The following is a 20,333-nucleotide window of genomic DNA, read 5'->3' as shown; positions in this document are numbered from 1 at the left end:
GAAAGGGCTTGGCATGCCACGGAAAACGCGGTCCACAAAGGTGAAGGACGAGACCGACAGCAAGGCCGAGGTGGTCGAGAACAGCTCGGGCGACGGGAAGACGGAGGTGGGCGAGAAGGGCGGGCTGAAGACGGCCCTGCGGACCTACGTGCCGAAACTCGTCACCAAGTCCAAGCAGGAGGACCGCCTGCTCACCGCGACGGCCGTCGACCAGGAGGTCGTGGAGACCGCGGACGCGGACCCGGCACCGTCGTTGAGCGGGCACGTGCCCAGGAAAGCCTGGTGGCTGGTCTACATCAACCCGAAGGACCACGCCCGCGCGACGAAGGCGAACAGCAAGAACCCTGGGCTCGTCTACGACACCGAGCAGTCGCCGGGGTACCAGCAGAGCATGGAGAAGGTGTTCCGGATGGTGTTCGAGGACACCGGGAAGCTCAAGACGCTCAACTCCGAGTTCTACGCCACGCTGCACGGTCTGGCCATCGCGGGCCTCGACATGACGAGGATCAAGGATTCGATGCACAGGTGGTCCACCGGCGACCGCGGCGAGGGTCTGTACGTGCGCTTCCCGCTGTCCCACGACGAGAACCGGACGACCATCGCCGCGGACCTGCTCACCGAGACGATCGACGTCGACGGCGTGGACGAACCGGTCCACATCCTGGCACCGGCGCCCGCGGACGTGGCCGAGCTGAAGCTCGTCGCGCAGTTGGCGAGGAAACCGAACCAGCCCGCCGACTACGTGCCCGCCAAGGGGGAAGGGGCGTCGGAGGCGTACAGGTACGCCTGCCTGACCGGGGTCGAGGGCGACCCCGGCATGATCAACGTGAACTACCGCAAGGATGACGCCCCGAAGCTGGTCGACGCCGTCGGTGCCCGGTTCGGTCAGGAACTTGCGGACGCGGGCGACGACGGTGACAAGAAGCTGGCCGCGATCGGGAAGCTGATCCGCGCCCTGCACGTCCTGCACCCGTTCGAGGACGCGAACGGCCGGACGAACATCACCCTGCTGCTGACGAAGCTCCTGCTGGACAGCGGGTTCAAGCCCGCGATCCTGTCCGACATGGACGACCTGTTCAGCGGGTCGTTCACGGTCGACGAGATCGTGTCCGCCCTCAAGGACGGGTTCGACCGGTTCGACACCGAGGTGGCCGAGGAACTCGCCAGGCAGGAACGCGGCGGCAGCCCCTGGTCGTTCTCACTGGGCGTCCCGGCCGCCATCATGGACCTGTACCAGAGCGCGGTCGCCTCCTGCACGATCCTGTGACCCCTCCACCTGACCGGCGGGCCACCCGCCGGTCAGGTGGAAGGTCGCGGTGCGGAGGGCAGTTGGACGGTGATGCGCAGTCCGCCCGCCGGGCGCGCGAGGATGGTGAGGGTGCCGTCGTGCACCTGGGTGATGCTCTTGACGATCGCCAGGCCGAGGCCGACCCCCGAGTGGTCGCCGCGGATCCGCTCGGTGCCGCGCTGGAACGGTTCGGTCAGCGTGGAGACCAGTTGCGGGGAGAGCTTCTCGCCGGTGTTCTCGACGGCGAGCACGGCGGTCCTGGAGCGGAGGCTGGTCCTGACCCACACGGTGCCCTGCTCGGGCAGGTTGTGCACGATGGCGTTGTGCACGAGGTTCATCGTGATCTGGAGCAGGAGCGCCTGCGACCCGAAGGCCGTGGTGATGTCACCGGTCGTCTCGATGGTGGTGCCGCGCTTCTCGGCCAGCGGGAGCAGGGTCTCGGTGGCCTCCTCCACCAGCAGGGACAGGTCGACGGGTTCTCGGGTGAACGACCTCTGGTCGGCGCGGCTGAGCAGGAGCAGCGCCTCGGTGAGGTCGATCGCCCGCGCGTTGACGGCGTGCAGCCGGTCGACGAGTTCACCGTGGTCCTGCTCGGGATCGTTGCGGGCCACCTCGAGGAGCGCCTGCGAGATCGCGAGCGGGGTGCGCAGCTCGTGCGAGGCGTTGGCCGCGAACCTGCGCTGCTCGGCGACGTGCGCTTCGAGCCGGGCGAGCATGTTGTCGAAGGTGTCGGCGAGTTCGCGGAACTCGTCCTGGCTGCCCTCCAACCGGATCCGGTGGGACAGCGACCCGTTGGCGGCCATGCGGGTGGCGGCCGTGATGCGGGTCAGCGGGGCGAGCACGCGGCCCGCCAGTATCCACCCGCCCACGAGCCCGAACACCAGCAGGAAGACCAGCACGGCGCCCGCGTCCGGCGCGAAGGTGCGCAGGATGACCGAACGGCCCGGCAGCGCGCCGGGAGCGGTGGTGACGTCGGGCAGGCTGCTCAGGTACATCCACATGTTCGCGAGCAGCAGGAGGCCCGCGAGCATGAGGAAACCGGCGTAGCTGAGGGTGAGCTTGAAGCGGACGCTCAAGCCCGGAGCCCTAGCCACCGTCCGCCCCCTCGGGGCCGGTGTCCGGTTGGGCGTCGATGCGGTACCCGGCACCGGGCACGGTCGCGATGATCCAGGGTTCGCCGAGCCGCTTGCGCAGGGCCGAGACCGTGATGCGCACGGCGTTGGTGAACGGGTCCGCGTTCGCGTCCCACGCCCGCTCCAGCAGTTCCTCCGCGCTGACGACACCGCCTTCGGCGGCGACGAGGACCTCCAGCACGGCGAACTGCTTGCGGGTCAGCGCGACGTAGCGGCCGTCGCGGAAGACCTCGCGGCGGAACGGGTCCAGCCGCAGACCCGCGATCTCCCGCACGGGTGGCCTGCTGTGCGCGCGCCTGCGGTCCAGCGCCCTGAGCCGGAGCACCAGCTCGCGGAGCGCGAACGGCTTCGTGAGGTAGTCGTCGGCGCCGAGTTCGAACCCGGAAGCCTTGTCCTCCAACCGGTCCGCGGCGGTGAGCATGAGGATCGGCATACCGCTGCCGGAGGCGACGATGAGCTTGGCGATCTCGTCGCCGGAGACGCCTGGGACGTCGCGGTCGAGGACGGCGATGTCGTAGGTGTTGATGCTCAGCAGTTCCAGTGCGGTGTCGCCGTCGCCCGCGGTGTCCGCCGCTATCGCTTGCAGACGGAGGCCATCTCGGATGGCTTCCGCCAGGTATGGTTCGTCCTCGACGATCAACACACGCATGCTCCGATGCTACGAGCCGGGCGTATCGCCGGCATATCGAAATCCGCATACGCGACGGCAACACCGCGTTGCCTTGACTGGTCGCATGACCTACAGCGGACCATCACGAACGGCGGCTCGCCGTACGCGATCGAAGACCATCGCCGCCGTTGTCGTCATCGGCGTGGCGCTCGCCGTCGTCTTGTCGGTCGTCTTCTTCCTGCGGGACCCCCGGTCCGACGCCATCGGCGCGAACCCCGACCAGTCGTCCACCGGTGTTCCCGACGCGCCGCCCACCGCGGACATGGGTCCGCCCGGCCAGCCCGACCGCGGTGAGCGGCGGGACCCGTCGGCGCAGGCGGGCGAGGCGGACGGCGCGGTCCCCGCGGGCGTGACGGTCTTCGGCGACGAGTTCGCGGCCGTGACCAACCTCGACGCCGATCTCCTCGCTGCGCTGCGCAAGGCCGCGAAGGCCGCGGAGGACGACGGCGTCCAGTTCGTCGTCAACAGCGGCTGGCGTTCCGAGTCGTACCAGACCCAGCTCCTCCGCGACGCCGTCGCCGAGTACGGGTCGGAGAAGGAGGCCTCCCGGTGGGTGGCCACCCCCGAGACGTCACCCCACGTGAAGGGGATGGCGATCGACCTCGGGCCCACCGACTCCCTGCCGTGGCTGGCCAAGAACGGCGAGCGGTACGGGTTGTGCCAGATCTACCAGAACGAGCCCTGGCACTACGAACTGCGCCCCGACGGCTGCCCGCCCATGTACTCCGACCCCACCCAGGACCCCAGGATGCGGCGCTGAGCGGCCCGCAGGGCTGACGGAGGACCCGCGGCCGGGCCGGAACACCCGACCACTCGACGAACCGGCGTGCTCGCGGTCTCCCGCCGCGGGCGCGCCGGTTTCGCCGTTCGGGTGTTCCACCCGGAAAACCGGGACTGGGTGGAACTTTCCAACATAGCCCCGTTCAGCCCGGTTCGGGCGGCTCGCGGGGTTGGACAGGAGCCACCGGCGGCCCTGGGCGGCGTTATGGGCGCCTATGCGGCATTTCCGGGTGTCCAAGTGCTCAGACCGCCCGGTTGGCCGACCGCGCCCGACATATCGTCGGCGTATCGAAAACCACATACCCGCTGGCAACACCGGGGTCATTTGACTGTAGCCATGGCTTACCGCGACTCGGCACGACCACCGACCCGTCGGATTCCGGGGCTCCTCGCACCAGCGGCCCGACGGGTTCGCGGGGTCCTCGTCGGTGCCCTGCGAGCCGTCTTCGTGGCCATCGCCAAAGCCCTCGGCTACCGGTTGCTCCGCGTCCCGCACCCCGGCGCGCTCGGCGAGGCACACGGCGCCGTCTTCGTCGGCACGACGGTCTTCGACGACGGGGTCCCGGCCGTGGCCAACCTCGACCCCGCCTTCCTCGGCGCGCTCCGCCGGGCCGCCGAGGACGCCGCGGGTGACGGGATCGATTTCGTCGTCAACAGCGGCTGGCGCTCCCCGGCCTACCAGGACCAGCTCCTGCGCGAGGCGGTCGTGAAGCACGGGTCCGAAGAGGAGGCCGCCCGGTGGGTGGCCACCGCGGAGACGTCCGCCCACGTGGCGGGAGGCGCCGTCGACATCGGACCCCCCGCCGCCAGGGCGTGGCTGTCCGTGCACGGCGCGGGCTACGGGCTGTGCCAGATCTACGAGAACGAGCCCTGGCACTACGAACTGCGCCCCGACGCCGTCGTCAACGGCTGCCCGCCCATGTACCCGGACCCCAGCCAGGACCCGAGGATGCGACAGTGACCGGTGTGCTCGGACCGGGTCCACTCCCGACACCGTCGTCACAGGCATCGGACCACGAGTGAAGAGAACGAACGCATGACGCGACACGTCTTGGTCATCGGCGGCGGCCAGAACGCCGAACACGCAGTCTCACTGAGGAGTGCCGCGGCCATCGGCGACGCGCTGCGGTCCGAGGGGTTCGAGGTCAGCGCGCTCACCATCGGCCGCGACGGGATCTGGGCGGACGGTCGGCGACCGCTGGGCAGGAGCGCCGCCGCCTCGTTGGCCGCGGCGCTGCCCTTGGTCGAACGGGCGGACGTGGTCTTCCCGGCGGTGCACGGTCCGTGCGGGGAGGACGGGACGCTCGCGGCGCTGTGCGCCCTCGCCCAGAAACCCGTCGCGGGCTCCGGGCTGCGGGCCGGGGCGATCGGCGTGGACAAGTGGGCGACCAAGCTCGTCGCCAAGGCCGTCGGGATCCGCACCGCCCCCGGCCGACTGGTGCACGCGGCCGACGTGGGGGAGATCGACTTCGAGACCGACGTCGTCGTCAAACCGGTCTCCGCCGGTTCCAGCTACGGGGTCACCCTGGCCCGCGACGCCGTGCAGCTCGACGAGGCGCTGATCATCGCCTCCCGCTACGACGAGCAGATCCTCGTCGAGCACGTCGTCCACGGCCGGGAGATCGCCGTGGGCGTCCTGCGCGAGGCCGACGGCAGCCGCTGGGCGGCACCGCCGTTGGAGATGCACGCCACCGGACTGGTCGACACGGCCAAGAAGCACCGGGGATCGATCCGGTGCACGGTGCCCGCCTCCCTCGGCAGCGCGGACCGCGACATGGTCACGGAGGCCGCGCTGGCGCTGTTCGACGCGCTCGGCTGCGCCGGGGTCGCGAGCGTCGACTTCTTCCTCACCGAGGACGGCCCGGTCCTGAACGAGGTCAACACGATGCCCGGCATGACGGCCGAGTCGCGGGTGCCGAGGATGTTCGCGGTCGCGGGGGTGTCGTACGAGAAGCTCATCGCCCGCCTGGTCGGTGCCGCGACGATGCCGACGGCGGTTCCGCTGTAGACGGACGGGTTCCGCGGCGCGTGACAAGGTGGACGGTAGGGGTTCCGCGCCGTGCGACGAGGCAGACGGTCGGGGTTTCGCGCTGCGGGACAAGGCCGGAGGTGGGGCGCACCCACCGTTCGGGCGGTTGGGGTGCGCCCCACCCCCGGCGCCGGTGTCCACTTCGGACTGGGGGAGTCCGGGAGGAGCACCGGCAGGTGCCCGTCGCGGTGGACGGGCCCGTCATCCGTTGTCCAGGAGGTCGGGTCGCGGTCGTGCCCGCGGGCTTGCCGCGGGAAGCGGGTGTCGAGGAAGTGGCGGTCGGACCGGCGTCCAACCCGGTGTGCGCCGGGAGGGCCGCGAGCGAGGGCGGACGACCGTGCCCGCCGTCACGCCCACGGCCCCGGATCGTCGCCGAACCGGGGGACGTCGGTGCGCGGACCGCTCGCCGTGAAGGTACCGGCAGCACGGCGGGCCGCGACAGTCCCGCCGGAACCGGTGTGCGGGCAACGGTTCTGCGGCCACGACAGCGGTGGGCGGTAGCACGTCGGACAGCCGGTCATGGGATCTTCGCCGCCGGTCACCGTGATCGCCCACGGGGTCACCCGAAATCGCCGTCTTCGTGACCGGTTGTGGTCCGTTGGGCACGCGCCGTACCTGCCGGACACCCGTTCGCCGAGCTTGATCGACAACTCTTGCTTCGGCTTCGCCACTGTCCGTTAATTGTCGACTGCGATTGGTCATGCCATGCTGGCATGGCATGCACTCACTGGGGGCTGAGGGGATGACGGTGACTCGCGACGACGAGGTGATCAGGATTTCACCAGGCGAGTCGACCGGATCGACCTCGGCACGCGCGGGCGGCACGAGGTCGAGCACGTCCCGCGGCCGTGTCACCGGGACGACCGTCGTGGCGGTCGGCGCGCACGTGCTGCCGGTGGTGCGCAAGGAGATCTTCGACGTCCAGGCCGTTCGCGGCGCCGCCGAGGCGCGCGCGGACGGGATCGCGGCGTCCAACCGCCGAGTAGGGGCAGTTGGACGGCGCGGTGGCGGGAAAGCGTTTGCCGGTGACCTCCGGGACGGTGCGGACCTGGTCGGGTGCGCCTCGGGGGACACGGCTCGCGAGATCCGCGGTGGCCTGTGGCGGTCGGAGGATTGGGGGGATGTCCGGAATGGGGGTGGAAAAGGTGCAATCCCCTCCTTAGTAAGTTGATGAAATGTCCGCAACCGGGGGGTGGTGAAATGCTGGCGGCAAGCGCTCCGCAGCGTGACGACGACGTACACGGCTGTGGATTCATCACACCCGATGGGAGCAAGCGAGGCGTGATCTCGGTCGCGCCGGTGATCAGCGGGAAAACTGGGGTTCGGGCCTATTTTCCGGTGTTTTCAGTGGATAGCTGCCGCACAGGTGTACGCAGTTCGCTTCACCGAGAGGAAAAATGCCCGACTACTGCATCATCGGAGCAGGTCGAGCAGGCGGCGGCGACGCCGGGTCGCGTGCCGCGCAGCAAGGTAGAGCGTAGAGATCCAATGGGGGCTAGATGGATCCGACAAGAGTTGACATCGTCACTCTTCCTATTGTCGAGATCGAGTTGTCTCGGCTGTCTTCCGTATTCTCGCCCCGAACCTCGGGTGAGGATCCGGAGCACGTCGAGACGTTGTTGTCGGCAGAGGGAGAACTTCCACCGATTCTCGTCCACCGTCCGACGATGCAGGTGCTCGACGGCCTGCACCGGTTGAGGGCGGCGCGGGTCAGAGGTGATGAGAAGATCACCGCGAGGCTCGTTGACGGCACCGAATCGGATGCTTTCGTCCTGGCCGTCGAAGCGAATGTACGGCATGGTCTGCCGCTTTCGCTCGCCGATCGCAAGCGTGCGGCGGTCCAGATCATCGGAACGCATCCGCAGTGGTCCGACCGGCGGGTGGCCTCGGCGACCGGTATTTCCGCCGGCACGGTGGCCGACCTGCGCAGACATGGAGGAGAGAATGGAAACGAAGCCAGGATCGGGCGGGACGGGCGCATCCGTCCGGTCGATGGTTCGGAGGGGAGGAAGCTCGCCGCCGAACTCATCCGCAGCGATCCTGGCCTTTCGCTCAGGAAGGTCGCCAAGCAGGTCGGCATCTCCCCGGAAACGGTCAGGGACGTGCGGGGCAGGCTCGAGCGGGGTGAGAGCCCGACTCCGGACGGGAGCAGGCGATTAAGAGCTGAACCGCAGCCGCTGAGGTGGGCGGAACCCGACTTCGGCCGTGCCGCGGATCGGGATCGCCTCGCCGTGCTGGAGCGCCTCAAAGCCGATCCCGCGCTGCGCCTGACCGAAGCGGGCCGCATCCTGCTGCGGATGCTCGCCATGCACTCCCTGGACGGGCAGGAGTGGGGCCGCATCCTGCACGGCGTCCCGCCGCACCTGTGCGGCGTGGTCGCCGGATTCGCGCGGGACCACGTGCGGGTCTGGGGGACGTTCGCCGATCACCTGGAGAACCGGGCGACCGACCTGGCAGCGGGATGATCGCCTGAAGGGCTGAGGCGAAGAAGGAGACGATCCGGGCACGCGGCACGTGGCCGCGCCAGGGGAACCGCCAGGGCGGAGGTGCGGTGACTGGCGGCGGCACGAAAGGGCCGTGTGCCCGGATCGTTCCGCGCGGACGGGAGAACGCGTCCGCGCGGGACCGGCTGGTGCCGTCCACCCCGTCGAGCGGCGGACGCGCCACCCGCGGTCGTGGGGCGACCGGGGCGGATTTCCCGCCGTGCGGGGGTTTCGCCGTCGACCGACCAGGAGGGGAATTCCCGCGGTTCGGCGGAATCGTTGCGGTACAAGGAAAATGACCGCTTTGCGCGACCATGTCCCCTTGGCCGCGGTTTCCCGATCGCCTTCCGCCGCCGACAAAGCGGTCGACACTTGCCTGAGGCCGTCGAGATCACCCACTATCCGACCTGCCTCGGAAGATTCGTGGCAGCGGTGAGGTGTTCACCGAACTCCTCGACGAGGACGCCGCACCACCTGAGCCCGCCCTGTGCGTCGCGGGCCGGGATGTTCGCCTGGACCCACTCGTGGACATCGACTCCGTTCAGCACGATTGAGATCGCCGACTTCGCGTGTGAGAGGGATGCCCGCATGGACGTAGTGTTGCGCTTCGGGGCGCCGCCCAAGAGCGATGACGACCCCGACCCCTGGTCGACCAAGGTCCGCCCCGGGACGACGCGCAGAGTGCTCGCCTACTTCCGCCCGCACATCGGCAAGGTGGCCCTGTTCGTCCTCATCGCCGCGCTCGAAGCGGCCGTCGTCATCGCGACCCCGTTGCTGATGAAGGAACTCATCGACGACGGCATCCTCAAGAACGACCTCGGTTTCGTCGTCCTGATGGCGGGCTTCACCGCCGGGCTCGCCGTGCTGGCCGCGCTGCTGTCGATGGTCTCGGCCTACATCTCCGCGAAGATCGGGGAGGGGGTCACCTACGACCTCCGGCTCCAGGCGATCGACCACGTCCGGCAGCTCCCGATCGCCTTCTTCACCCGGACCCAGACCGGGGTGCTGGTCGGCCGGGTGCACACGGAACTGATCATGGCGCAGCAGAGCTTCGGGCACCTGCTGATGGCGGCCACCAGCGCGGTCACGGTCCTGCTGGTGCTGGCCGAGCTGATCTACCTGTCGTGGCTCGTCGCCATCGTCACCGTGATCCTGATCCCGCTGTTCATCGGGCCCTGGGTCTACGTGGGGCGGCTGATCCAGCGGCGCACCGGCGGGCTGATGGAGGCGAACGCCGGACTCGGCGGCCTCCTCCAGGAGCGGTTCAACGTGCAGGGGGCGATGCTCTCCAAGATCTTCGGCCGCCCGAACGAGGAGATGGCCGACTACCGGGACCGCGCCGGGCTGATCCGCAGGATCGGCGTGAGCATCTCCATCTGGGCCCGGCTCGGCTTCGCCATGATGGCGCTGATGGCCTCGCTCGCCACGGCGCTCGTCTACGGGATCGGCGGCGGGCTGGTGATCCAGGGCGCGTTCCAGCTCGGGACGCTCGTCGCCATCGCCACCCTGCTCCAGCGGCTGTTCGGGCCGATCACCCAGCTCTCCGGGTTGCAGGAGACCGCGCAGACCGTCGTGGTGAGCTTCTCCCGGATCTTCGAGCTGCTCGACCTGAAGCCGCTGATCCGGGAGAGCCCTGACGCCGTCGGGCTCGCGAAGAACGTGGCGCCGGACATCGAGTTCGACGACGTGTCGTTCCGCTACCCCACCGCCGACGAGGTCTCGCTGGCGTCGCTGGAGCACCTGCGGTCCAAGCGGGAGAGCGGTGAGGTGACGGCGGACGTCCTGCGCGGCACCAGCTTCCACGTGCGGGCGGGCACCCTCACCGCCCTCGTCGGCCCGTCCGGCGCGGGGAAGAGCACCATCACCCACCTGGTCTCGCGGCTGTACGACCCGAACTCCGGGAGCGTGCGCGTCGGCGGGCACGACCTGCGGGACCTCACCTTCGACTCGCTGCGCGAGGCGGTGGGGGTGGTCAGCCAGGACGCCTACCTCTTCCACGACACGATCCGGGAGAACCTCCTCTACGCCCGCCCCACCGCCACGGAGGAGGAGCTGGTCGAGGCGTGCAGGGGCGCCCAGATCTGGGACCTGATCGACTCACTCCCGCGCGGGTTGGACACCGTCACCGGCGACCGGGGCTACCGGATGTCGGGAGGGGAGAAGCAGCGGCTGGCCATCGCCCGGTTGCTGCTGAAGGAGCCGACGGTCGTCGTGCTCGACGAGGCCACCGCCCACCTGGACTCCGAGTCGGAGGCCGCCGTCCAGCGGGCGCTCAAGACCGCCCTGCGCAGCCGCACCTCGCTGGTGATCGCCCACCGGCTGTCCACGATCCGCGAGGCCGACCAGATCCTCGTCATCGACGGCGGCGGCGTCCGGGAACGCGGGACGCACGACGAGCTGCTGGCCAAGGGCGGTCTCTACGCGGAGCTGTACCACACGCAGTTCTCCGACCCGGCGAGCAACGCGGCCAAGCCGGAGATCGAGGTCGAGTTCGACGAGCCCGAGCCGGTGGACTACGTGATTCGTGGAGGGTGACGATGAATTCCGCAGCGCAGACCACGCCGACGGTGCCCGACCTGTTCGCCAGGCGGGTGGACCTGACCCCCGGCGCGGTGGCCGTGGTCGACGGGGACCGGGTCCTGACGTACCGGGAGCTCGACGAGCTCGCCCGCCGCTTGGCCGAGCGGCTGACCAGCGGGGGCGTCGGTCGAGGGGACCGCGTCGCGGTCGTGCTGGACCGCTCGGCGGACCTGCTGGTGGCGCTGCTCGCCGTGTGGCGGGCCGGTGCGGCGTACGTGCCGGTGGACGCGGCCTACCCGGCGCGGCGGGTGGCGTTCATGGCGGAGGACTCGGGGGCGTCCCGGATGGTGTGCTCGGTCGCGACGCGCGACCGGGTACCGGAGGGGGTCGAGGCGATCGTCGTCACGGACGACGGTGAGCGCGCGGCTTCGGCGGTCACGGCACGGCCGGGGGACCTGGCGTACGTGATGTACACGTCCGGTTCGACGGGCACCCCGAAGGGCGTGGCGGTCCCGCATCGCAGCGTCGCGGAACTCGTGGGTGATCCGGGCTGGGCGGTCGAACCCGGTGACGCGGTCCTCATGCACGCGCCGTACGCCTTCGACGCGTCCCTGTTCGAGATCTGGGTGCCGCTGGTGTCGGGCGCCCGCGTGGTGATCGCCGAGCCGGGTCCGGTGGACGCCCGGCGCCTGCGGGAAGCGGTCGCGGCGGGGGTGACGCGGGCGCACCTGACCGCCGGGAACTTCCGCGCGGTGGCGGAGGAGTCGCCGGAGTCGTTCGCCGGGCTGCACGAGGTGCTGACCGGTGGGGACCTGGTGCCCGTGCACGCGGTCGCGCGGGTGCGCGAAGCCTGCCCCCGTGTGCGGATCCGGCACCTGTACGGCCCGACGGAGACGACGCTGTGCGCGACCTGGCACCTGCTCGAACCCGGTGACGCGCCGGGCCCGGTGCTGCCGATCGGCCGCCCGCTCGCGGGCCGCCGGGCCCACGTGCTCGACGCGGCGCTGCGGCCGGTGGCGCCCGGTGTCGTCGGTGACCTCTACCTCTCCGGCGCAGGCCTGGCGGACGGCTACCTGGACCGGGCGTGGCCGACCGCGGAGCGGTTCGTGGCGGACCCGTTCGCGCCCGGCCGGAGGATGTACCGGACCGGGGACCTCGCCCGGTGGACCTCGGGCGGCGAGCTGCTGTTCGCCGGCCGTGCCGACGACCAGGTGAAGATCCGCGGGTTCCGGATCGAGCCCGGCGAGGTCGAGGCCGCGCTGACCACCCAGCCGGACGTCCACGAGGCCGTGGTGCTGGCGGTCGACGGGCGCCTGGTCGCCTACGTGGTGACCGACGCGGAACCCGACCGGCTCCGGGAGCGCCTCGCTGCGGTGCTGCCGGAGTACCTGGTCCCGGCGGTCGTGCTCGCGGTGGCCGCGCTGCCGCTGACCGGCAACGGCAAGGTGGACCGGGCCGCGCTGCCCGTGCCCGGCTTCGTCGCGGACGCCGAGGACCGCGAACCCGCCACCGACGCGGAGCGCGTCCTGTGCGGTCTGTTCGCCGAGGTGCTCGGCGTGGCACGAGCCGGTGTCGACGACGGCTTCTTCGAGCTGGGCGGCGACTCGATCTTCGCGGTGCGCCTCGCCGCCCGCGCGGCCAAGGCGGGGCTGCTGGTGACGCCCTCCCAGGTCTTCGGGGAGAAGACCCCCGCGCGGTTGGCGGCCGTGGCGCGCGCCGTCCCGGTCGACGAGCCGGTCGACGGCCCGCTGGTCGCGCTCAGCGCGGAGGACGAGGCGGAGCTGGCGGCGGCCGTCCCCGGAGCGCTGGAGGTCTGGCCGCTGGCGCCGCTCCAGGCGGGGCTGCTCTTCCAGTCGACCCTCGACGACCAGGGCCCCGACATCTACCAGACGCAGTGGATCGTGGAACTGACCGGACCGCTGGACGTGGCCCGGCTGCGGGCCGTGTGGGAGGCCGCCTTCGCGCGGCACGCCGAACTCCGGCTGAGCTTCCACCGGCTCGCGTCGGGCAAGACCGTGCAGGCCGTCGCGGGGCACGTCGCCCTGCCGTGGCGCGAGGTGGACCTGACGGGCGCCGCCGACGTCGAGGCGGCCGTCGAGGCCGTGGCCGCGGCGGAGCAGCGGGAGCGGTTCGACCTCGCCCGTGCGCCGCTGTTCCGGCTGGTGCTGGTCCGGCTCGCCGAGGACCGGCACCGCCTGCTGGTCGTCAACCACCACATCCTGACCGACGGCTGGTCGGTGGCGGTGATCCTCAACGAGGTGTCCGAGGCGTACGCGGCCGGTGGGCGGTTCCCGGACCGCACCGGAGCCTCCTACCGCGACTACCTGGCCTGGCTCGGCAGGCAGGACCAGGACGCGGCCCGCGCGGCCTGGCGGGCGGAGCTGTCTGGCATCGACGGGCCCGCCCTGATCGCGAAGGCGGACTCCGGGACGGACTACGACTACCGCGTCACCCACCTGTCGCCGGAGCTGCGCGCCAGGCTGGTCGACTTCGCCCGCGAGCACGGGCTGACGCTGAACACGGTGGTGCAGGGCGCGTGGGCGCTGGTGCTGGCGCGGCTCGTGCGGCGGAACGACGTGGTGTTCGGCACCACGGTCGCCCTCCGGCCCGCGGAGCTGCGGGGCGTGGAGTCGATGCCGGGGCTGATGATGAACACGGTGCCGGTCCGGGTGCCGCTGGACGGCGAGCAGTCGGTCCTCGACCTGCTCACCGACCTCCAGCGCAGGCAGGTGGCGCTGATGCCGCACCAGCACCTGGGGCTGCGGGAGGTGCAGAAGGCGGCCGGTCCGGGCGCGGTGTTCGACACGCTGCTGGTGTTCGAGAACTACCCGCGGGACTTCGCCGACCGGTTCGCCTACCTGGGCACGACCGAGGGGACGCACTACCCGCTGACCATCGGCGTGATCCCCGGCGAGCGGTTCAGGATCCAGCTCTCCTACTGGTGCGCGCAGGTCGACCGGGCCGTCGCCGACTCGGTCCTGGACTGGTTCGTCTCCGCCCTCGACGCGGTGACCGCCGATCCGGCCCGCCTGGTCGGGCGGACCGGCGTGGGTAGCGCCTCGGTGAGCCTCGGTGAGCCCGCGCTGCTGTCGGGCGAGCCGCTGCCCGTGCTGATCGGGCGGGTGGCGGCGGAGCGGCCGGACGACGTGGCGGTCGTGGACGGCGGCGGTGAGCTGACGTACGGGGAGCTGTGGGACCGGGCCGTGAGGTTCGCGGCACTGGTGCGCGCTCGCGGGGTCGAGCGGGAGAGCCCCGTCGGCCTGGTGGTGGGCCGGTCCGCGTGGTGGCTGATCGGGGTGCTGGGGGTGTCGCTGGCGGGCGGTGTGTTCGTGCCGGTGGACCCGGCGTACCCGGCCGAGCGGGTGAAGTGGATCTTCGGCAGCGCGGACCCGATGCTGGTCGTGTGCGGGAGCGGGACGCGGGACGCCGTGCCCGCGGAGTTCGCCGACCGGCTGGTCGTGATCGACGAGGTCGACCTGCCGGAGGACCGGGGCGCGGAACTGCCGCGCCTGGGCTCGCGCGACGCGGCGTACGTGATCTACACGTCGGGGTCGACGGGAACCCCGAAGGGGGTCGTCGTCACCTACTCGGGCCTGGGCAACCTGGCGCTGGCGCACATCGACCGGTTCGGCGTGTCGCCGACCTCGCGGGTCCTCCAGTTCGCGGCGCTCGGCTTCGACACCATCGTGTCCGAGGTGATGATGGCCCTGCTGTCCGGGGCGACGCTGGTGATGCCGCCGGACCAGGACCTGCCGCCGCAGGCGACGCTGTCCGAGACCCTGGAGCGGTGGGACGTCACGCACGTCAAGGCCCCGCCGTCGGTGCTCGCCACGGTCGACGTGCTGCCCGACCGGGTGCAGACGGTGGTGGCGGCGGGGGAACTCTGCCCGCCCGCACTGGTGGACCGCCTGTCGGCCACCCGCCGGATGATCAACGCCTACGGGCCGACCGAGACCACGATCTGCGCGACCATGAGCATGCCGCTGGAGCCGTTCGGCGAGGTGATCCCGTTCGGGAAGCCGGTCGCGGGGGTCCGCGGCTACCTGCTGGACTCGTTCCTGCGCCCGCTGCCGCAGGGGATCACCGGTGAGCTGTACCTGGCGGGCATCGGGGTGGCCCGCGGCTACCTCGGCCGGTCGGCGCTGACGGCGGAGCGGTTCGTCGCCGACCCGTTCGTCCCCGGTGAGCGGATGTACCGGACGGGCGACCTGGCGTACCGGACCGACCGGGGCGAGCTGGTGTCCGCCGGGCGCGCCGACGACCAGGTCAAGATCCGCGGCTTCCGGGTCGAACCCCGCGAGGTCGAGTTCGCGCTGGCGAGCCACCCGCGGGTCACCCAGGCCACGGTCACCGTCCGCGAGGGCCGACTGGTCGCGTACGTGTCGCCGGGTGACGTCGACCCGCGGGCGCTGCGGGACGACCTCGCGGCGAAGCTGCCGCTCTACATGGTGCCCGCGGCGGTGATGGCGCTGGACGTCCTGCCGCTCACGCCGCACGGGAAGATCGACCGGGCCGCGCTGCCCGAACCGGACTTCTCCTCGAAGTCGGCGGGCCGGGAGCCCGCCACCGAGGCCGAGCGGATCCTGTGCGGCGTGTTCGCCGAGGTGCTCGGTCTCGACCGGGTCGGGGTGGAGGACAGCTTCTTCGAGCTGGGCGGGGACTCGATCTCGTCGATGCAGGTGGCCGCCCGCGTCCGGCGCGACGGGCTCTCGCTGACGCCGCGGCAGGTGTTCGAGCACCGGACCCCCGAGCGGCTCGCGCAGTTGGCGGTGGCGACGCCGGCGCCGCACCGTGATCACCCCGCCGTGGCCGACGGCGTGGGTGACGTCGCGCTGACGCCGGTGATGCGGATGTTCGGTGAGGGTGTCGCGGCGCCGGGCTTCGCGCAGTGGATGGTGGTGGGCGCGCCCCCGGACCTGACGGAGAAGGCACTCGTCGCCGGGTTGGCGGCGGTGGTGGACACGCACGACGTGCTGCGCGCGCGGGCCATCGGCGGTGAGAGCGGCCTGCGCCTGGTGGTGGGTGAGCGCGGTTCGGTCGACGCGGCCGGGTTGGTGACGCGCGTGGGGCTCGACGGCGGCTCGGTGGACCAGGCCGCGGCCGTCGCGGCGCGCGACGCCGTGAGCGGGCTGGACCCGGCGACCGGCGTGGTGGTGCGGGCGGTGTGGGTCGACGCCGGGCCGGACCGGGTGGGGCGGCTGGTCGTGGCGGCGCACCACCTGGTGGTCGATGGAGTGTCCTGGCGGATCGTGCTGGCGGACCTGCGGGTGGCGTGCGAGGCGGTCGTCGCGGGACGGGACCCGGTGCTGGACCCGGTGGGGGTGTCGTTCCGGCGCTGGGCGGGCCTGCTGGCCGAGTGGGCGGTCTCCGCCGAGCGGGTCGGGGAGCTGGAGGCGTGGAAGGCGGTCGTCGGCCGGGGGGAGCGGCCGGAGCGGGCCGCCGGTGGTGGCGTGCGGTCGCGGTCGTGGGTGGTGCCGGGAGCCGAGACGGCGGTGCTGGTCGGGCGGGCTCCGGCGGTGTTCCACTGCGGGGTGCACGAGGTCCTGCTGGCCGGGCTGGCGGGAGCGGTGGCCCGGTGGCGCGGTGGGGACGCGGTGCTGGTCGACGTCGAGGGCCACGGCCGCCACCCCGTCGACGGGATGGACCTGTCCAGGACGGTGGGCTGGTTCACCAGCACGCACCCGGTGCGGCTGGACGTGGCCGGGATCGACCTGGCCGGTGTGCTGGCGGGCGGCCAGGAGGCCGGGACGCTGCTGAAGGTGGTCAAGGAGCAGTCGCGGGCGGTGCCCGGCGACGGGCTCGGCTACGGGCTGCTGCGCTACCTCAACGGCGCGACCTGGCCGGTGCTGGCGGAATTGCCTTCCCCGCGGATCGGGTTCAACTACATGGGCCGGTTCCCCGCCGCCGACCGGAATGGCGCGCGGGCGTGGCAGCAGATCGGGGACATCGGCGGCTCGATGGATTCGACGACGCGTCTGCCGCACGGACTGGACGTGAACGCGATCGTCCAGGATTTGTTTGATGGTCCGGAAATGACGCTCATGGTGGAATGGTCGGGAGACCTGTTCGACGAGGCCGAGGTCGAAAAGCTGGTCCGGGAATTGGTGGACGTGCTGTCCGGACTGGCCCGTCAGGCTGACGATCCCGCCGCGGGCGGGCACACCGCGTCCGATTTCTCCCTCCTCGACCTGGACCAGGATGAGATCGAGGGCTTCGAGGCGATTGCAGTGGAACTCAGCGAGGGGTAGTTATCGTGAATTCTTCGACCACGCCCTCCGCGTCGGCGCTCGCGGAAGTCTGGCCGCTGTCACCGATGCAGGAGGGGATGCTCTACCACGCCTCGTTGGACGACGACGCTCCCGACGTCCAGGTCATCCAGCAGACGCAGTTCGTCGACGGGCCCCTGGACGCGGAGCGGTTCCGGGCGTCGTGGGAGATCGTCCTCGACCGGCACGCGGCGCTCCGCGCGTGCTTCCACCGGCGGAAGTCCGGCGCGCCGGTCCAGCTCGTCTTCCGCGAGGCCAAGCTCCCGTGGGCCGAGTTCGACCTGTCCCACCTGACCGAGGCGGAGGCGCTCGCCGAGGTCGGCTCGATCGCGGAGGGGGAGCGCGCCAGGAGGTTCGACCTGGCGAGGCCCCCGCTGCTGCGGCTGGCGCTGGTCCGGCTCGGCCCGGAGCGGCACTGCCTGGTGACGACGGGCCACCACCTGGTCATGGACGGGTGGTCGCGGGCGATCATCGAGGCCGACCTCCTCCGGGTCTACGCGGCCGGTGGCGTCGCCTCCGGGCTGCGGCCCGCGGGCTCCTACGGGGCGTACCTGGCCTGGCTGGACCGGCAGGACAAGGAGGCCGCGCGCGCCGCCTGGCGCGCGGAGCTGGCGGGCGCCGACGGGTCGGCGCTCGGCCTGCCCGAACGGCAGACGACGGCCGCGGGGCTGCCCGCGCGGGAGCTGGTCCACCACTCGCCGGAGTTCACCTCCGCGCTGGTCGACTTCGCCCGCCGCCACGGGTTGACGCTGAACACGCTGGTGCAGGGGGCGTGGGCGGTGGTGCTGGCCCGGCTGGCGCGCCGCCGTGACGTGGTGTTCGGCGCGGTCGTCTCGGGCCGTCCGGCGGAACTGCCCGGCGCGGAGCAGACCGTGGGGCTGTTCATCGGCACCGTGCCCGTGCGGGTGCGGCTGGACGGCTCGACGCCGATCCTCGACGTGCTGGCGGAGGTGCAGGAGCGGCAGTCCGCGCTGATCTCGCACCACCACCTGGGGCTGCCGGAGATCCAGAAGCTCGGCGGGGCGAACTTCGACACGGTCGTCGCGTTCGAGAACTACGCCGACCCGGCGCCGGGATCGGCCGCCACCGGCGGGCTCGGCCTGACCCTGAGGGAGTACCACCAGGCGACGCCGTACGCGATCAGCCTGGTGGTCATGCCGGGCGAGAGGCTCGGGACCGACCTCCAGTACCAGGCGGACGTGGTCGACCCCGTCCTCGCGCGGGAGGTCCACCGCGGGCTCGTCCGCGTGCTGGAGGGGATGATCGCGGATCCGCGCGTGGCGGTGGGCCGCCTGGACGTCTTCGGCGACGTCGAACGCGGTCCGGTGGTCGACCGGCGGAGCGGGACCGGCGAAGCGGCCGCGTCCCCGTTGGACCTGTTCCGCCGCCAGGTGGAGGCGAGGCCCGACGCGACGGCCGTGGTCGCCGGTGACCGGGTCTGGTCGTACGCGGAGCTGGACGAGTGGGCGGGCAGGCTCGCGGGAGCGCTGGCCGCTCGGGGCGTGCGGCGCGGCGACCGCGTCGGGGTGGTGCTGGAGCGCTCGGTCGAGGTGCTGGTGGCCTGGCTCGGGGTGTGGCGGGCGGGGGCGGCGTTCGTGCCGGTCTCGCCGGACTACCCGGCGGACCGGGTGGCGTTCATGCTGGCCGACTCCGCGGTCGCGGCGGTCGTGTGCTCGGCCGTGACCTCGGACGTCGTGCCCGAGGACCGGGAGCGGATCGTCCTCGACGAGGCGGTCGAGGGCGTGGCTCCACGGGTCCCGATCGGGGCCGACGACCTGGCGTACGTGATGTACACGTCCGGGTCGACCGGGACGCCGAAGGGCGTGCTGGTCCCGCACGGGGCCGCCGCGGTGCTGGTGGGCGATCCGGGCTGGGGCCTCGGACCCGGCGACACGGTGCTGGTGCACGCCCCGCACACCTTCGACGCGTCGGTGTACGACGTGTGGGTGTCGCTGGTGTCGGGTGCGCGGCTGGTGATCGCCGAGCCGGGCGTGGTCGACGCGGAACGGCTCGCCGCGCACGTGGCGGGCGGTGTCACCTCGGCGATGTTCATGGCGGGGCAGTTCCGGGCGCTGGCGCAGGAGTCGCCGGAGTCGTTCGCGGGGCTGCGCGAGGTGTGGACGGGCGGCGACGTCGTGACGCCCGAGGTGGTGGAGCGGGTGCGGCGGGCGTGCCCGAGGCTGCGCGTCGGGCAGATCTACGGCCCGACGGAGAACACGGTGTGCGTGGCGTGGTCGATGATCGAGCCCGGCGAGCACGTGGGGCCGGTCCTGCCGATCGGCGGGCCGCTGGCCGAGCGGCGGCTGTACGTGCTGGACGACTTCCTGCGCCCGCTGCCGCCGGGCGTGCCGGGGGAGCTGTACCTGGCGGGCGCCGGGATCTCCCACGGCTACCTGGGTCGTCCGCCCCTGACGTCGGAGCGGTTCGTCGCCGACCCGTTCGTCCGGGGTGAGCGGATGTACCGCACCGGGGACGTCGTGCACTGGACCGGTGCCGGTGAGCTGGTGTTCGTCGGGCGGGCCGACAGCCAGGTCAAGGTCCGCGGCTTCCGGGTGGAGCCGGGTGAGCTGGAGGCGGTGCTGGCCGGTCTGCCGGGCGTCGACCAGGCGGTGGTGGTGGTCCGCGACGGACGGCTGATCGGCTACGCGGTGTCCGACGCCGACCTCGATCCGGCCCGGCTGCGCGAGCAGGTCGCGGCGGTGCTGCCGGAGTACCTGGTGCCCGCGGCGGTGGTGGTGCTGCACGCCCTGCCGGTGACGCCGAACGGGAAGATCGACCGGGCGGCGCTGCCGGACCCCGACTTCGGGGGGCTCGTGTCGGGCCGGGAGCCCGTCACGGAGGTCGAGCAGGCGTTGTGCGCGCTGTTCGCCGAGGTGCTCGGCCTGGAGCGGGTCGGCGCGGACGACAGCTTCTTCCAACTGGGTGGCGACTCGCTGCTGTCGATGCAACTGGCGGCGCGGGCCCACCGCGACGGCATCGCCTTCGGCGCGCGGGAGGTGTTCGAGCACCGGACGCCCGCGGGGATCGCGCTGGTCGTCGAACGGGGGGCGAACGGTGCCGCCGCGGGGGAGTCCGCGGCGACCGGTGTCGCCCTGCTCGACCTCGGCCAGGACGAGATCGACGAATTCGAGGACGAGTTCGACGCCGGGTGATCCGCTCGGTCA

The 20,333-nt window shown here is 71.8% G+C and carries 9 protein-coding genes and 1 pseudogene; 7 read left to right on the top strand and 3 right to left on the bottom strand.

Annotated elements, in window-relative coordinates:
• Positions 1-40: 40 nt before the first annotated feature.
• On the top strand, positions 41-1,267 hold the full coding sequence (locus tag NZH93_RS13510) for a hypothetical protein (protein ID WP_259623382.1): 1,227 nt from the start codon (positions 41-43) through the stop codon (positions 1,265-1,267).
• A gap of 32 nt (positions 1,268-1,299) precedes the next feature.
• Here NZH93_RS13510 and NZH93_RS13505 read toward each other — a convergent pair whose 3' ends face one another.
• Positions 1,300-2,382 (bottom strand): sensor histidine kinase, encoded by a 1,083-nt coding sequence (locus tag NZH93_RS13505; protein WP_259623381.1) that lies wholly within the window; start codon positions 2,380-2,382, stop codon positions 1,300-1,302.
• A complete protein-coding gene (locus NZH93_RS13500; RefSeq protein WP_259623380.1) occupies positions 2,375-3,070 on the bottom strand; it encodes a response regulator transcription factor in 696 nt (231 codons plus the stop codon). Before NZH93_RS13500 ends, NZH93_RS13505 begins: the two co-directional genes overlap by 8 nt.
• An 85-nt stretch (positions 3,071-3,155) precedes the next feature.
• Between NZH93_RS13500 and NZH93_RS13495 the strand changes: the two genes are divergently transcribed.
• The 4 genes from NZH93_RS13495 to NZH93_RS13480 all read left to right on the top strand — a co-directional run bounded on the left by NZH93_RS13495 (position 3,156) and on the right by NZH93_RS13480 (position 8,365).
• Positions 3,156-3,851, top strand: coding sequence for a M15 family metallopeptidase (locus tag NZH93_RS13495; protein WP_259623379.1), 696 nt, complete (start codon positions 3,156-3,158; stop codon positions 3,849-3,851).
• 498 nt (positions 3,852-4,349) lie between these two features.
• A complete protein-coding gene (locus NZH93_RS13490) occupies positions 4,350-4,832 on the top strand; it encodes a M15 family metallopeptidase (protein ID WP_276023387.1) in 483 nt (160 codons plus the stop codon).
• Between the two features lie 75 nt (positions 4,833-4,907).
• The gene (locus NZH93_RS13485; RefSeq protein WP_259623377.1) at positions 4,908-5,879 is read left to right on the top strand and encodes a D-alanine--D-alanine ligase family protein; all 972 of its coding nucleotides are present in this window, start codon (positions 4,908-4,910) and stop codon (positions 5,877-5,879) included.
• Between the two features lie 1,520 nt (positions 5,880-7,399).
• Positions 7,400-8,365, top strand: coding sequence for a ParB/RepB/Spo0J family partition protein (locus NZH93_RS13480; protein WP_259623376.1), 966 nt, complete (start codon positions 7,400-7,402; stop codon positions 8,363-8,365).
• A gap of 416 nt (positions 8,366-8,781) precedes the next feature.
• Here the strand turns inward: NZH93_RS13480 and NZH93_RS13475 are convergent, their stop codons facing one another.
• A complete protein-coding gene (locus NZH93_RS13475) occupies positions 8,782-8,973 on the bottom strand; it encodes a hypothetical protein (RefSeq protein WP_259623375.1) in 192 nt (63 codons plus the stop codon).
• Between NZH93_RS13475 and NZH93_RS13470 the strand changes: the two genes are divergently transcribed.
• Both NZH93_RS13470 and NZH93_RS51415 read left to right on the top strand, forming a co-directional pair.
• Positions 8,972-10,918: an ABC transporter ATP-binding protein gene (locus tag NZH93_RS13470; protein ID WP_259623374.1), complete on the top strand. Its 1,947-nt coding sequence runs from the start codon at positions 8,972-8,974 to the stop codon at positions 10,916-10,918. The genes NZH93_RS13475 and NZH93_RS13470 overlap by 2 nt on opposite strands.
• Positions 10,915-20,321, top strand: a pseudogene (locus NZH93_RS51415) (amino acid adenylation domain-containing protein); the annotation flags it as partial. The gene NZH93_RS13470 and the pseudogene NZH93_RS51415, both read left to right, overlap by 4 nt.
• Between the last annotated feature and the right edge of the window lie 12 nt (positions 20,322-20,333).

The organism is Umezawaea endophytica (assembly GCF_025061645.1).
GTDB lineage: Bacteria > Actinomycetota > Actinomycetes > Mycobacteriales > Pseudonocardiaceae > Umezawaea > Umezawaea endophytica.
Note: the sequence above shows the minus strand (reverse complement) of the source record. Positions and strands in the feature narration are given on the sequence as shown.